Source organism: Williamsia sp. Y844, from assembly GCF_056786475.1.
Map to the genome: position 1 here is coordinate 399,255 of NZ_JBXCJB010000002.1, position 14,512 is coordinate 413,766.

Sequence of the window (14,512 nt, forward strand, 5' to 3'; positions counted from 1 at the left end):
CTACCTAGGCTCTGCACGAACCACGAAAGGTAAGACATTGAATCTCACGGGAGCATCCGTCATCGTCACCGGTGGCGCATCCGGCCTCGGACTGGCCACAGCCACGCGGCTCGCCGCGCGCGGCTGTGCTGTCACCATTCTCGACCTGCCGACATCGAAGGGTGTCGAGCGGGCCGAGGAGCTCGGCAGCAACGTGTACTTTGAGCCTGCTGATGTCACCGATGACGAGCAGGTTGCCGCCGCGGTTGCGGCGGCCGCCGCACGCGGGCCGTTGCGCGCTGTGGTGCATTGCGCCGGACACGGTGGCACCGTGCGGATTCTCGACCGTGACGACAACCCTGCCGATCCGGAACTGTTCGACCGCGTCATCCGGACCAATATCCGGGGCACCTTCAACATCCTGCGTTACTCGGCCAGTGCCATGGCGAAGAACGGCCTCGTCGACGGCGATCGTGGTGTGGTGGTCATGACTGCATCGGTCGCAGCCTTCGAAGGCCAGATCGGGCAGCTTCCGTACGCAGCGTCCAAGGCCGGCATTGTGGCGATGACGCTCGTCGGCGCACGCGATCTGGCGAAGAAGCAGATCCGTGTGGCGTCCATCGCGCCGGGTATCTTCGACACCCCGATTCTCGATCGTCTCGGTGACGAGGTGAAGAAGCAGCTTGCCGCGCCGGTACCGCACCCGAACCGACTTGGCCAGGCGCCGGAGTTCGCGCACATGGCTGAGGCGATCATCGACAACCCGATGCTCAACGGCGAGACCATCCGTCTCGACGGGGCCGTCCGCATGGGACCCCGCCCCTGAGCCTGACCGGCGAAATCACCACCGGTGGGCGTTCAGCACTCCGAATCTCGAGTTGTCGCAAGCGATGTAAGGAAGCCGATGAAGTCTGTCATCACATGGGAGCAGTCCGGCGAGGGTATTGTCTCGCTGATGCTGGACGACCCGGACCAACCCGTCAACACTGTCAGTGTTGCTTACATCCAAGCGCTTTCGGACGCGGTGGACCGCCTCGAAGCCGAGAGTGACTCGGTGAAGGGGGTGATTCTGCGATCGGCGAAGAAGTCATTCCTCGCCGGTGGTGACCTGAACCGATTGCTCGCCGCCGGTCCCGAGACCCTCGACGACTTCGTTGCGGACATCGACTCGCGTAAGGGTTTGACCAAGCGCCTCGAGTCACTGCCCATACCGGTCGTCGCGGTGATCAACGGGCCGGCGCTCGGCGGAGGTCTGGAGTTGGCGCTGTGCTGCCACCACTCGATCGCCATCGACGATGGCCGTGTGTCGGTCGGCCTTCCGGAATCCAGGCTCGGCCTAATGCCCGGTGCCGGCGGAATTGTTCGTACCGTCCAGCGACTGGGGATCGATCGGGCGCTCGACGAGCTGATTCTGCCCGGACGCAAGTACTCGCTCGGCGAGGCCATCGAGATGGGACTGATCGACGAGGCCGTCGAATCGACCGAGGAAGCCGTCCGGTCCGCACAGACGTGGATCGCGGCGCATCCATCCGGACGCGTTCGTACGGAGATCGCTGATCGTGGGGTAGCCCGGGCTTTGCCGGCCCCCCGTGCGGTGCCGGTCGAACGGGCTGTCATCCGAGCTGCGAACAGCGCATTGACCGCAACGACCCTCGAGGCTCTGCATACCGAGTCCGTGGAGTTCGGTTCGGTGGTGGTCTCTGGTGCGACGAAGAATGCTCTCCAGGCACAGTTCTTCGCCACGAATGCTTTGCGGAAGCGAGCCAAGGCAATCTCCTCTGCTCCCGTCGATCCGGCCGGGGTTCCCGAGGCCGACCGGCCGACTGTCTGGCATGCACCCGACTACGTCGGCGACGGTCAAAGGTTTGCCGAGGTCAGCTGGGACGGCACTGAAGGTGCGTCCGCCTACGTAGCCGGACTCTTACGAACCGGAGTTGTGCCAGTGCTTGTGGGGCTGGGGGAGCGTCCCTTCTCCCAGTGGATCAGAGAGGCTCTGGACCAGGCGGTGATCGATGCAGAGACGAGCGGTCAAGCGCGTGCGTCCATCGACCGGGCGTTGTATTGGACTGGTCTGGACTCAGAGATCGTAGGGCAACATCCGGAGCCCGCGACCGACGACGACGTCGAACTCGCCTGCGATCTACTCGACCGGATGGCCGCCGAAGGTCGCGTAGCGATCGAAGCCGGCGTTCTCGCCTTCGCCGAGGATGCCGACGCCGCGTCGGTACGGATCGCCGGATTCCCAGGCTGGACTGGCGGCATCGATTCTTGGCTCGCCGACGGCCGAAAGTTGGCTCTGTCTCTGCACGCTGCGTCCCGGGAGGACAACCGATGACTGATCACACTGCAAACCTCGAACTGTCCGAGCAGGTTATTGAGCTCTCGCACGACATCGAAAGTCACGTCGCCACAATCTGTTTCGCGAACGGGACGTACAACTTCTTCGACAAGGTGTTGCTCGACCGCCTGGCCTCTGCGATGGAAGAAGCCGCAACCGTTGGTGCTCGAGTGATTGTCCTCGAGAGCAAGGCCAAGCACTTCTGCGCCGGGATGAACTTTCAGCCGGACACCCTGGTTCACAAGGCCGGTCCCCATATCTACGACAGCATCGTCCCGCGGATCTTCGCCCAGCCCTTGCCTGTTGTCGCAGCGATCGACGGTGCGGCGATCGGTGGTGGATTCGGCCTCGCCATGTCGGCCGATTTTCGGATCGCCACGCCGAGAGCGACGTTCGCGGCGAACTTTGCTCGCATCGGTGTCAGTAATGGATTCGCCACTTCGGTGACGCTGCCGCGAATCGTCGGCCACCAGCGAGCGACGGAGATCTTGTACACGGGAAGGCGGATCGGCGGCCAAGAGGCGTATACCCTCGGTCTGTGTGATCGGCTGGTCGAACCCGATGCGGTATCTTCCCAGGCGCACGAGTTCGCCACGGAGATCGCCATTTCCAGTCCGCTCGCCATTGCATCGATTCGACGAACAATGCGTGCGTCGTTGATCGAGTCGTTGCCCTCGGCACTGGCGGAGGAGCGTCGCGAACAGGGTCGACTCCGCGGCACAAAAGACTTCGCCGAAGGTGTGAGAGCTTATCGCGAGCGGCGTAAACCCAATTTCACCGGCGAGTAGATCTGCGCTGAGAGCGGCTCACCCGGTGAGCCGCTCTCCGGCGGTCAAGTCGTCGACTTCGAACGTGCTCAGTGACGTCCGCCGGACGACAGTGACTCGGCGACACTCCGAACCGCGGCGGTCACCGTGTCCATCTTGCCTGCCATGCGAGTCGCGGGGCCGGTGACTCCGATCGACAGCACCACGCTGCCATCAGACGAGAGAATGGGGCTTGCGACGCCGACCAATTCATCGTCACGGTTGATGGCGATTCGAGACTCACGCACCTCGTCGATCTCGGCACGCATGGACTCCAATTTCTCACCGTCGGCGCCCTGGCGACGTAAATAGGCTTCCATGCGCTGCGGGGGCATGAAGGCGAGGAAGCATTTACCGTAGCTCAGGGGCCACAGGGGCCGACGTTGGTGCAGAAGTGGCGATACCCGCACCATTTGTGCTGCCTCGACTGCGTCGAGGTGTACAACGGCGTCACCGACCAGCGATGACAGTACCGCTGTCTCACCGAATCGTTGTGAGAGTTGTTCGAGTTCATAACGATAGGCCGCTGAGGCGCCCGGCGCGCCCCCGAGGAGACTGGCGATGCCCGGGCCGCGAAAGTAACGCCCGTCGCGTTCCGTCAAATACCCGGTGGCCACCAACCCCTTGGTCAACCCGTGAATCGATGATTTCGGGGCGTCGATCGCGTTGGCGAATTCGCCGAGGCGAACTCCCGCGGGTTCGGCTGCGACCACTGCCTCCAGAATCCCCATCACGCGGCTTACGGTGCGATGCTCGGCGGCAGGGCTCGACTCGGCCGCCTTCGTCGTCGACGCCATGCAAATCCTCTTTCCGGCTGTTCGCGCGCGTTCTGTATCGCGCCGCTGCATTGAAGTATGCGAACGCCAATCGTATCAAGGAAACCGACATCGACCGGCCAATCTGCCTCGGTTCAGGGCGAAATCAGCGGCCCCGCTTGGGGACTGCGCGCCTCAGAGGATGCGATCCGAGGCTTGACACAGAGACTCCCTCGTTCGATACTCGTTCATATATAAACACATCCATACGTATTTAGGAATAGATGATGCGAGCTGTCACACAGCGTGGCCTGTACTTCGAGGATCTTGAGACCGACGTCGTCTATAAACACAGCCCCGGCCGAACGGTCGAGGCGTACGACAACACGCTGTTCTCGACGATGACGATGAACGGTCAGAGTCTGCATCTCGACGCGCACGCGGCACAGGAGACGCAGTTCGGTGAGCGACTCGTGAACAGCATGTTCACGCTTTCCACTCTCATCGGCCTGAGCGTAGGACAGCTCACGCAGCTGACCACGGTCGCGAATCTGGGTTTCGAACAGATCTCCTTCCCGAAGCCGATGTTCGCCGGTGACACGCTGTATGCCGAAACCACGGTCGTGGCGAAGCGAGACTCGAAGTCCCGCCCGGATGTCGGCATCGTGACCTTCCTGCATATCGGTCGCAATCAGCGTGGTGAAGTCGTTGCTGAAGCGCGACGCAATGCGATGATGCATCGCCGGCCGGTTGTGCAGTGACCGGCTCGCCGGTTCTCGGTCCGAGTCTGCTTTTCTGCCCGGGTGACCGACCCGAACGGTTCGATAAAGCATTCGATCGTGCTGATTCCGTGATCCTCGATCTAGAGGACGCCGTTGGTCCGGCCGGCAAGGCAGACGCCCGAGCCGAGGTTGCAGTAACGGCAGCCGCTGCTCCCGAGCGGGCCATCGTGCGCGTGAACGGTGCGGACACGAGATGGTTCGCCGATGATGTCGTAACCATGCGCCGGGCAGGGGTCAGAACAGTCATGCTGCCGAAGGCGGCGAACCCAGAGCACTTGGCGCAATTGGCCGACTTCGATGTTGTGGTCCTGATCGAATCCGCTGCCGGCGCCCTGTCCATGTCGCAGTTGGTGCAGGCAGAGAACTGCGTTGGAATGATGTGGGGTGGCGAGGATCTGCTCGCCGACCTCGGGGGTCGCTCCAGCAGGGGGCCCGACGGCCGCTATCGCCCGCTCGTCGAACAGGTCCGTAGCAACTGTCTCCTCGCCGCATCTGCAGCGGGCAAGGCAGCCATCGATGCAGTTCACATCGACATCTCTGACATCGAAGGCCTGCGCCGCGAATCGGACGAGGCCGCAGAACTCGGGTTCCGCTCCAAAGCGTGCATTCACCCGAGCCACGTGACCCACATCCGAGAAACCTTCCATCCCAGCGCAGCTCAGCTCGAATGGGCCAACACTGTGCTCTCGCACCCAGACGCCACCACTGGCGGCGTCTTTCGGATCGGCGATCAGATGATCGACGGTCCGCTCCTCACCCATGCTCGCCACATCGCAGAAAGAAGCCACTGATGGATCTTGAACTGACACCTGACCAAAAAGATCTGCGGACCGCTGCGCGTGACCTGGCTCGGAGCTTCTCGAACGACTACTGGGCCGAGAAGGACCAAAACGCCGAGTTCCCTTGGGAGTTTTACAACGCCTTCGCCGAGAACGGCTGGCTCGGAATTGCTATCCCCGAGGAGTACGGCGGCGGGGGGCAGGGCATCTTCGAAGCGTCATTGCTCCTGGAGGAGATCGCGGCTTCCGGCGCGGGCATGAATGGCTGTAGCACCATGCATCTGACCATCTTTGGCTTGAACACCATCGTCAAGCACGGCAGTGAGGAACTCCGGAAGGAGATCCTGCCCAGCGCAGCCGACGGTTCCCTGCACGTCTGCTTCGGTGTGACGGAGCCGGACGCCGGCACCGACACCACTCGCATCTCGACATTCGCCAAGCGTGTCGAGGGTGGCTATGTGATCAATGGTCGCAAGGTCTGGATCACCAAAGCCGGTGACTCTTCGAAGATGATTCTGATCGCGCGCACCACCAAGCGTGACGAGGTCGAACGTTCCACCGACGGCATGACACTGTTCCTCATCGACATCGATCCGGAGTTCGTGCACCTCAATCCCATTCCGAAGATGGGCCGCAACGCGGTCGCGTCCTACGAGGTCCTGATCGAGGACTACTTCGTGCCAGACACTGCGCGCGTCGGAGACGAGGGTAAGGGTTTCAAGTATCTGCTCGACGGTCTGAACCCCGAACGCATCCTGCTGGCCCACGAAGCGCTCGGCATCGGCCGGGCGTCCATGGAACGGGCAGCTCAGTACGCCAAGGAGCGGGTCGTCTTCGGTCGCCCGATCGGACAGAACCAGGGCATCGCATTCCCCCTCGCGGAGTGCCAGACCCGACTCGATGCCGCTGAGCTGATGGCTCGGAATGCAGCGTGGCGATATGACGAGGGATTGTCGTGTGGCAAGGAAGCGAACATGGCCAAGTGGTTGTGTGCCGACGCCGCATTCAAGGCCGCCGATCAGGCCATTCAGACCCACGGCGGTATGGGTTACGCCCGGGAATACCACGTCGAACGCTACTTCCGAGAGTCCCGCATCCTTCGCATCGCCCCGGTCAGCCAGGAGATGGTCATGAACTACGTGGCGAATCACGTTCTTGGCCTGCCTCGTTCGTACTAATTGTTTTGGCGTCAGGTGCACTCGCCCGCCAGAGTGGTGGGGGAGAGCACTGGACCATGTGTGCTCCGCGGGCTGTGTGGCGTCCACTCGCGAGTCCTTGTCCTGCGGGTGCGTACCGCGATTCTGATCGACCCCGTGATCGAGCGCTTCCTCCGGCCCGGTGCCGGCCCGGTCTGTTTGTTCCGCGCGAATTCCATTCGGCAGCAAGAACTTCGGCGATAAAGTTCGTTGGTCCGTCGTCCATCGCAAATGCATGCGGGCTACCGGCGCGCTGTGCGATCAAGGCCTCCGGCCGCACCACCCGGGCGGGCCTCGGGCAAAGTTATCTGGGTCACGAATTGTGTTGACAGGGAGATGCGGCACACCTATCGTGTACATTATTACGAATTGCTGTTCGTAATTCAGAACGGTGTCAGGTCGCAGCACCTTCGCACAGTCATTGATGGTCCATTGCTCATACTGGGGACCATCGCCGCTCCCGACATGACGGCAAAAGGAATATTACGAATGCGTAGAAGAAGATGGGCAGCCGTAGCAATGGCACTCGCCCTCACATTGACAGCCGGCTGCAACGCCAGCAGACCCGACGAAGTGTCCGGTGCAGTGACGCTGGTATTTGCCGATGCGTACTCGGCCAAGAATCCGGTAGGGAGAGGCGGAGTCAAGCCCTTCCTGGATTATGTGAACGCGCACGGGCCCGCGGTGGGACTCGAGCTGAACGAGTTCGGCAGCGGGCAGCTCGGCAAGCAGAAGGATTTACTCGCGTTGTTACGCAACGGCAGTATCGATCTGGGACCGATCATCCCTGGATACCTGTCGAATGAGTTGCCGTTGTCGGTTGTCGGTGACCTGCCCGGATTCTCGGAGAGCCCTTGCACAGTCGCCCGGGGCCTGCTCCCGATGGTGCGCCCCGGTGGAATTCTGTACGAACAAGAACTCAAAGAGCGCGGCGTGTTGGGACTGTGGACAGTGAACCTCCCGCGGTCTGAGGTGTTTACGAGCGGGTTCAAAGTTGAGCAACCCTCGGACCTCGAAGGCAAATTGATGGCAAGCCCGGGAGGTATCGGTGACCGAGTCCTAGACGGTCTGGGTGCCGCGGGTGTGGCCATGTCCATGCAGGACCTGTACGAAGGAATCTCAAGAAAGATCGTCGCCGGCTCGATCCGTCAGCCGTACAGCATTCCGACCTACAGCCTTGAGGACGTCTTCGACTACGCGACCGTCGGCGCGAACCTGAATGCAGCGACCTCCATCATGGCCATCAGCCCCAAGGTCTGGGACCGGCTGTCCACGGAGCAGCAACAAGTGTTGCTCGATGCTTCGGCCATCGCCCAGACCAGCGTGTGCGAGTCCGTTGATGAAGATTCGAAGAAGGCGAACAACACCCTGCGTGAGGCAGGCGTGACGCTAGTACCCATCGAGGGTCAGACCAAGAAACTCTGGGTTGATGCTGTTGCGCCCGTGCGGGAATCGTGGGTCGACGATCTCGAGTCGCAAGGGTTGCCCGCCGGTCAAACGCTGTCTGACTTGAGGGATGAAATGGGAAAGGTTGACCGATGACGCAGGACGCCATTGTCCACGCATTCCATCAGGGAAGCGCTCGGCGGACACCGTTTGGCTACATGACCGACGAACATCCCACACTCGATCGCATTCAGAACTCGGTGTCTGCGGGCTGCGGTCTGATCTCAGGCGTGGCGATCGTCATGATCGCAGTGATCACTCTCGTCGAGATCTTCACACGCGCAGTGTTTGATTCGCCCATGGGCTGGGCGGTCTCTTTCATCGAGCAGTTCCTGCTGCCGACGACCGCCTTCTTCGGAATCGTGACCGCTTACCGAAGTGGCGCGCACGTAGCGGTGGTCAGCGTGTTCGAGAAGATGTCGACGCCGGTCCGCAAAGCATTACTTCTCATGGGCTATGTGATCGTCCTGTTGGGAATGGTGGCGGTTGGCTACACCGGTCTCTTGGCAACGGTGTTCTCTTTCCAAACCGGTGAAGGGCCTATGCCCGGGTCTTCCGAACTGCTCATTCCGAGCTGGATCTTCCGGGCGATCATCCCGACGTCGATGGGTTTGGGTGCGATCGTGGTCGCCATCGATCTGTGGCGTGAACTCAGCGCCCCGTGGAATACAGTGGCCACCGACTACGACCCAGGTGATGAGGTCGATGCGATTATCGCAGAGGTCGCCGGTGCAGAAGGAGCGCCGAGTTCGGGTGAAATAGCCAGTGCAGAAAGCAATTCGAGTGACGCGCACCTGGCCGGGGCGGCGAACGTCTCCCTGGACCGTCCCTCCACGAAGCCGGAGTTTACAAAGTGATTGCACTCCTACTCATCGTCATCCTCATCGGGCTCATTCTGCTTCGAGTCCCGGTCTCCTTCGCGATCCTGGCCGCCGGCATCGTCGGCCTGCTATTGCTTCTGACCGCGAGCGGTACCGCTGGTGTACTGGAAGCGATCCCCATCAGCTCAGTGCAGTCGCTCTCCCTCACGGCGATACCGCTTTTCATCCTGATGGCGCACCTGATGTTGATGTCCGGAATGATGGATTCGCTCTTCGATGCAGGGCGAACAGTCTTCGGCCGAACACCAGGCGGAACCGCAATTGCTTCGACGATGGCCGGCGTGGGTTTCTCGGCCGTGTCCGGATCGTCCACCGCAGCAGCGGCAACACTGGCCAAGACCACAACAGGCAGGATGATCGACGAGGGATATCGACCGACCACCGCGACCGGCATGGTGGCCTCGGTGGGCACCCTTGCGGGCATGATTCCACCAAGCGTGATCCTGGTGTTCTACGCCGTGACTGCAGAAGCGAGCATCGGCGACATGATCATCGCCGGTATCGTGCCGGGGTTGATCATCGCTGTTGCCTTGCTGCTCACCATGTTCCTTCCTCTGCTTCGTGATCCTTCCCGCCTACCGCGTGGTGAGAGGTCGAGCCTGAAAGAAAAAGTCACACAGAGTTTTCAGGCATCGCCCATCATCCTCATCTTCGTCGCCGTCGTCGGCGCGATCTTCTTCGGGCTCGCGTCACCGACTGAATCCGCCGCACTGGGCGCGCTCGCCGCCCTGCTGCTCGTCATTGCACGACGCAAGCTGACACTCGAAGGCTTCATCGACGCAGTGATCGAAACCGTCAAGTCAAGCTCGATGATTTTTGCAATCGTCATCGCGGCGCACGTTTTCGGCTACGCATTCACGATGACAAAAGCGGCGAACGACATGGTCGACTGGATCGGCGACCTTGCTGTGCCAGCCATCGTCATCATGCTGCTGCTGACACTGCTGTACCTGGTGCTCGGCTTCTTCATGGACCAGATCGCGATCATCGCCCTTACTGTGCCAATTGTGCTTCCGTTGGTCGAGGCACTCGGTTATGACGCCATCTGGTTCGGCATCTTTGTGGTTCTGATGGGTGAGATCGGTTTGATCACACCGCCTCTGGGCATCAACGTATTTGTTGTCGCACGGACCTCCGGTCGTAAAGCCGGCGAGGTCTTCCGGGGCGCTGTACCGTACGCGGCCGCGATGTTGTGCGTGGCTGTCCTGTTCGTGGTGTGGCCCGAACTCGTTTTGTGGTTGCCCGGCAAGATGTCCGGCTAATAATCCGCGCGGGGACGCCTGAGGCCCCCCGCGATCGCTGGACACAGCGCCTTGGTGATCCTCTGGGATCCCCAAGGCGCTTCAAGTCGTGTTCGGTACGGGCGGTTTCAGCAGACCTACACCAACCTATTGTTCGCAATTACGTACGGTGATACGATATTTCGACCACGTGCGGAAGGTGTCAGAGCGCTGACCATTCCGATCACGATACGGCGATAGGTGTACGAGCAAAGTCGCCGACATCAACTTTCCCCAACGCCAATACCGGGAAATCCACGCCTTCAAGGAAGGACATTGCGTGATGACGCAAGCACCCACCATCCCAACGAACACCGAGGCGCAGGAGTCGGCACGCACAACATGGCTGGCGGGTCTCACAGTGGTGACAAGCGGTGACACGCCGGCTCTGCGCATGGCCGCCGGTACGTTGGCCCAGATGGGCGCCGCCGTCAGGGAATTGGCTTCGGGTGCAGACCTCGAGGCAAGCGACGTCGTGTTGATCGATCGGATCGAGAACTCTCCAACCGTCGCCGGAATCCCGTCAGGTTCGGTCATCGAGTACATCGAGTTCGTAGAGCACCGCAACGCAGCGGTCTGGGTGACCGCAAGTGCGTATGGTTTGACCGATCCTCGCGCCGACGTGTTCGCTTCTGAGCTCACGATTTTGGCGGCCGGTGGCATTCTTGGTCACACCCCCGGGCGTGAGCTCGATCCGCCGACCGTCCCTGCCGGAGCGATCGGGCTGAAGCTGGTCGGCAATGTGATCGCGATGGCGGCGCTGCACGGCGTACATGAATCGCGCCGGACCGGCATGCCGGTTCATATCGATCTGTCGGCGCAGGGAGCAATCATCGCGACCGGTTTGGCGCTGGAAATGGGCCACGCTCTCGCCGATTGCCCTGATGCCGGGGGCAGTGCGCGCTACGGCGCGCCGACGGGGTTCTTCAAGTGCGCTGACGGGTCGGTGTATGTGCTCGTTCTCGAAGAGCATCAGTGGACCGGCTTTCGCAATGTGATCGGTTCAGTCTTGGACTCGATTGCCACGTTGGAAAATGCTCGGGAGCACTCGGATGAGGTCGATCAGGCGATGTCGGACTGGGCGTCGACCCGCACGACGAGCGACTGCCAGAGCATCCTGCAGGCAGCCGGTGTGCCGTGCACCATCGTCAACACAGTCGAGGAATTCATCGACCGGGCAGGCACTTCCGGCCGCACCTTTGATCCGTTGGGGCGGGGGTTCGCGAGTATCCCTGCGCGACTGAGCAATTATCAAAGGGCAGGCGACGACTCCCACTCCCGGCCGCCGGCACTGTCGGAGCTCAAAGTCCTCGACGCCGGACACGTTCTCGCCGTACCGCTGGCAGCCGCATGGCTCGGTGCAATGGGGGCGACGGTGACGAAGCTCGAAGATCCGGAGCGCCTCGACATCTACCGTCGGCGGGGACCCTTTGCGAAGGGAACACCTGGCCTCAATCGAAGTGGCTACTACAACCACCTCAACTTCTGTAAATCAATAGTCGACGTCCAGGTCTCGGGCGAGGGGAGCAGCCTCGACGCTGAACCGTACGACGTGGTCATGACCAACCTCAGCCCGCACCGGGCCACCAAGGTCGGCGTCGATGCCGAGGCGATCGCACGGACTCCGAAAAGCACGATGCACCTGGCCTCAAGTGGATTTGGTCTGACCGGCGACTGGGCCGGATACCGCGCCTATGGCACCACCATTCACGCATTCTCCGGGCTTATCGCCGCCACCCAGAACGCGCGAGGTGAGATGTCTGGAGTAGGCACTCCGTGGGCGGATCCCTTGGCCAGTGTGACGGTGACCAACTGGGTCCTGGCGTGGTCGTTGGCCTCTGAGCATGCACGAAGTGTCTCGGTCGATATCTCGATGTCAGAGGTGATGGCCACGCAACTTCTCGACCTCATCGGGACCATCCCGGATGAGACCTACAAGGCCGAGGCAGTTGGAGGAGATATTTTCCTGCGTCTCCCCGAGGCCGGACGCTTCATTGCGGTGACGCTTGTCGACGACGATGACATCGCGACGTTCGAATCTGTGGTCGGTACACCATTGCCGGAGCTGACCCGACGCGGACAAGCGGTCGATCTCCCTAAGGGGCCATTGTCCGACATCTCCGGCGCCACAGTGGAAGCCCGACTGCAACAGGCCGGGCTACGAGCCGCGTTGAACTATACGGCGCATGAGTTCGCCGTCGACCGACGTTTGTACGACACTGAGTTGTTTCAGATGGTCCACAGCAAGACGTTGGGTGATTACCCGACCACCGGTTTGCCGTGGCGTTTCGTCGGAAAACCCAAGGCGCCCTTGACTGCCGCGCCCGAGCGGTCAGAGAGTTGATGCGCGCCGTGTCAGGCGTCGGACGGACTGAAGGAACGTTGTGAAACCGTCATCGCCTACTTCCCCCGACAGCCTGGTCATCGAAGATCGTGCCGCTGCTGTCGGCGTCGTTCGAATCATGAGGCTCAACCGCCCCCGCCAGCGCAATGCGTTGACGACGGCACTACTCGAGGTGCTCCATGTAGCTCTGACTGATGCCGGCGACGACCCGGCGGTCCGCGCGGTGGTCCTGACCGCCGAGGGGTCGACATTCTGTGCTGGCGGCGATGTGAAGGAGTTCGCTGGGCACGCAGCCGATCGCGATGCGGTGATGCTGCGATCGAAACTCATGTCCGACGTTGCCGCGCAGTTGCAACGTGGCCCTACACCCACTGTTGCCGCGGTAAACGGATCGGCAGTGGGAGGCGGAGCCTGGCTTGCTTTGGCCTGCGACATGGTCGTTGCGGCAACTGACCTTCGGCTTGGTTTCCCTGAATTGCAGCATTCGGTGGTACCCAGCTTGGTGATGCCGAGTGCGGTCACCGTTCTCGGACGCAAGCTCGCGTTCGATCTTCTCACCACGGGACGACTGCTGAGCGCAAAGGAAGCAGAGAACTACGGACTCGTGAACCAGATCGTCGAACCGGCGCGAACTTTGGAGACCGCACTTGCGGTGGCCTATCGATGGGCGGACGTTGCCCCCGACGCCATGACCGAGACAAAGCGATTGTTCAACACGATGTGTGAGCTCTCGCCTACAGCCGCCGGCCAACTCGCGTTGGAGGCAACCCGGGGGCTCTGGAAACCCCGTTTGTAGTCATACAGCGCAACTCGGGCCTTCCTCGAGTGAACTGCGGTCATAGACCGCAGACACTGGGGAAGGCCCGTTTCTGTTGTGGGAGTCAGAGCATCATTGATGGCCGGTCAACGCGTGGCCGCGTCGACCCTGACTCTGCTAACCACGCAAGCGAGACAGAATGTCCTGCTGAAAGCGAGCCATCGAGTCGAGGACTTCGTTGGGGCTGGAAAGGTCAGCTTCCTCGTCGAAGCGGAAGTCGGCCCCTCTCACCCCGATGTCGGATAGTTCCGCGAGGTCATCGGCGATAGCGGCGGCGCTTCCCGAAAAGAGACGGCGACCCCCGTCTTGCGCGACTGCGGGCACTTTGTCGCCCGTGCCCGTGACCCGCAGTGCCAGGTTCACCATCTCTCGTTGCCTACCGGCGGCTTCAGCCATATCACCGAGTTTGGTGATGGTTGCCCGGCAGCGATCGAGACTGTCGAGCGGACGCTTGGGGTCATCAATCACCGGATACCACGCGTCACCGACACGTGCTGCGCGGCGTAGCGCCGGTGCGCTCATCCCGCCCACCCAGATCGGCGGATGCGGATTCTGTATCGGTTGGGGATTCACTGTGATCCCGTCGATACTTACGAAATCACCTTTGTAGCTCGGACGTTCAGCCGTCCAGAGTTCGATGAATGCGTCCAGATACTCGTCGGTCAACTGGCCCCGAGGCTTGAAAGGGACTTGGAGACAATCGAACTCTTCCTTCATCCACCCTGATCCGACGCCTAGGATCAGGCGACCGTTCGACAATACGTCTAAAGTGGCCAACATTTTCGCGGTCGGCACCACCGGTCGATATGGGACGACCATCACCGAGGTCGCCAGTCGCAAAGTGGTGGTCAAACCCGCAGCGTAGGCCATCTCGATCAATTGTTCGTGATGCCCGTTTCGAGCGCGCTCGGGGAAGGCCCCGCTGGCGCTGTACGGGTATTCCGCTTCTACAACGTCTGGAATGACGATGTGGTCGCTGAATGTCGCGTAGTCGAATCCCATCCTTTCGCCCTCGGTGACAAATTTTCCGAGGTCGGCATAACTAGCAGTAGCAGGACCATTGGGGACTGCAAAGCCGATCTGCACACGCTCTCCGTTGTTCGTATTTA

13 protein-coding genes are annotated in these 14,512 nt (G+C 61.3%); 11 read left to right on the top strand and 2 right to left on the bottom strand.

Annotation, left to right across the window (positions count from 1 at the left end):
• Window positions 1-37: 37 nt before the first annotated feature.
• The 3 genes from AC1TQG_RS14180 to AC1TQG_RS14190 all read left to right on the top strand — a co-directional run bounded on the left by AC1TQG_RS14180 (window position 38) and on the right by AC1TQG_RS14190 (window position 3,105).
• Window positions 38-805: an SDR family NAD(P)-dependent oxidoreductase gene (locus AC1TQG_RS14180; protein ID WP_482137867.1), complete on the top strand. Its 768-nt coding sequence runs from the start codon at window positions 38-40 to the stop codon at window positions 803-805.
• 78 nt (window positions 806-883) lie between these two features.
• A complete protein-coding gene (locus AC1TQG_RS14185) occupies window positions 884-2,314 on the top strand; it encodes an enoyl-CoA hydratase-related protein (protein ID WP_482137869.1) in 1,431 nt (476 codons plus the stop codon).
• Window positions 2,311-3,105 (top strand): enoyl-CoA hydratase/isomerase family protein, encoded by a 795-nt coding sequence (locus AC1TQG_RS14190; protein WP_482137870.1) that lies wholly within the window; start codon window positions 2,311-2,313, stop codon window positions 3,103-3,105. Before AC1TQG_RS14185 ends, AC1TQG_RS14190 begins: the two co-directional genes overlap by 4 nt.
• Before the next feature lie 68 nt (window positions 3,106-3,173).
• Here AC1TQG_RS14190 and AC1TQG_RS14195 read toward each other — a convergent pair whose 3' ends face one another.
• The gene (locus AC1TQG_RS14195) at window positions 3,174-3,920 is read right to left on the bottom strand and encodes an IclR family transcriptional regulator (RefSeq protein WP_482137872.1); all 747 of its coding nucleotides are present in this window, start codon (window positions 3,918-3,920) and stop codon (window positions 3,174-3,176) included.
• 242 nt (window positions 3,921-4,162) lie between these two features.
• Between AC1TQG_RS14195 and AC1TQG_RS14200 the strand changes: the two genes are divergently transcribed.
• The 8 genes from AC1TQG_RS14200 (at window position 4,163) to AC1TQG_RS14235 (ending at window position 13,382) form a co-directional block, all read left to right on the top strand.
• A complete protein-coding gene (locus AC1TQG_RS14200) occupies window positions 4,163-4,639 on the top strand; it encodes a MaoC family dehydratase (protein ID WP_482137873.1) in 477 nt (158 codons plus the stop codon).
• A complete protein-coding gene (locus tag AC1TQG_RS14205; protein ID WP_482137875.1) occupies window positions 4,636-5,451 on the top strand; it encodes an HpcH/HpaI aldolase/citrate lyase family protein in 816 nt (271 codons plus the stop codon). The genes AC1TQG_RS14200 and AC1TQG_RS14205 overlap by 4 nt, the downstream gene beginning before the upstream one ends.
• Complete coding sequence (locus AC1TQG_RS14210) at window positions 5,451-6,617, top strand: acyl-CoA dehydrogenase family protein (protein WP_482137876.1); 1,167 nt, start codon at window positions 5,451-5,453, stop codon at window positions 6,615-6,617. The genes AC1TQG_RS14205 and AC1TQG_RS14210 overlap by 1 nt, the downstream gene beginning before the upstream one ends.
• Before the next feature lie 354 nt (window positions 6,618-6,971).
• Window positions 6,972-8,177, top strand: coding sequence for a TRAP transporter substrate-binding protein DctP (dctP, locus tag AC1TQG_RS14215; protein WP_482137878.1), 1,206 nt, complete (start codon window positions 6,972-6,974; stop codon window positions 8,175-8,177).
• Window positions 8,174-8,938, top strand: coding sequence for a TRAP transporter small permease (locus tag AC1TQG_RS14220; RefSeq protein ID WP_482137880.1), 765 nt, complete (start codon window positions 8,174-8,176; stop codon window positions 8,936-8,938). Before dctP ends, AC1TQG_RS14220 begins: the two co-directional genes overlap by 4 nt.
• Window positions 8,935-10,224, top strand: coding sequence for a TRAP transporter large permease (locus AC1TQG_RS14225; RefSeq protein ID WP_482137881.1), 1,290 nt, complete (start codon window positions 8,935-8,937; stop codon window positions 10,222-10,224). The genes AC1TQG_RS14220 and AC1TQG_RS14225 overlap by 4 nt, the downstream gene beginning before the upstream one ends.
• 301 nt (window positions 10,225-10,525) lie before the next feature.
• Entirely contained in the window at window positions 10,526-12,586 is a 2,061-nt protein-coding gene (locus AC1TQG_RS14230) for a CoA transferase (protein ID WP_482137883.1), read from the top strand.
• 40 nt (window positions 12,587-12,626) lie between these two features.
• Window positions 12,627-13,382, top strand: a complete 756-nt coding sequence (locus tag AC1TQG_RS14235; protein WP_482137885.1) for an enoyl-CoA hydratase/isomerase family protein — start codon at window positions 12,627-12,629, stop codon at window positions 13,380-13,382.
• Between the two features lie 138 nt (window positions 13,383-13,520).
• Here AC1TQG_RS14235 and AC1TQG_RS14240 read toward each other — a convergent pair whose 3' ends face one another.
• Window positions 13,521-14,489, bottom strand: a complete 969-nt coding sequence (locus AC1TQG_RS14240) for an LLM class F420-dependent oxidoreductase (RefSeq protein WP_482137887.1) — start codon at window positions 14,487-14,489, stop codon at window positions 13,521-13,523.
• Between the last annotated feature and the right edge of the window lie 23 nt (window positions 14,490-14,512).

Coding starts and splice junctions, on each gene's coding strand:
- AC1TQG_RS14230 (WP_482137883.1), top strand. CDS start 10,526: ATGACGCAAGCACCCACCATCCCAACGAACACCGAGGCGCAGGAGTCG.
- AC1TQG_RS14210 (WP_482137876.1), top strand. CDS start 5,451: ATGGATCTTGAACTGACACCTGACCAAAAAGATCTGCGGACCGCTGCG.
- dctP (WP_482137878.1), top strand. CDS start 6,972: ATGCGGCACACCTATCGTGTACATTATTACGAATTGCTGTTCGTAATT.
- AC1TQG_RS14185 (WP_482137869.1), top strand. CDS start 884: ATGAAGTCTGTCATCACATGGGAGCAGTCCGGCGAGGGTATTGTCTCG.
- AC1TQG_RS14220 (WP_482137880.1), top strand. CDS start 8,174: ATGACGCAGGACGCCATTGTCCACGCATTCCATCAGGGAAGCGCTCGG.
- AC1TQG_RS14200 (WP_482137873.1), top strand. CDS start 4,163: ATGATGCGAGCTGTCACACAGCGTGGCCTGTACTTCGAGGATCTTGAG.
- AC1TQG_RS14195 (WP_482137872.1), bottom strand. CDS start 3,920: ATGGCGTCGACGACGAAGGCGGCCGAGTCGAGCCCTGCCGCCGAGCAT.
- AC1TQG_RS14190 (WP_482137870.1), top strand. CDS start 2,311: ATGACTGATCACACTGCAAACCTCGAACTGTCCGAGCAGGTTATTGAG.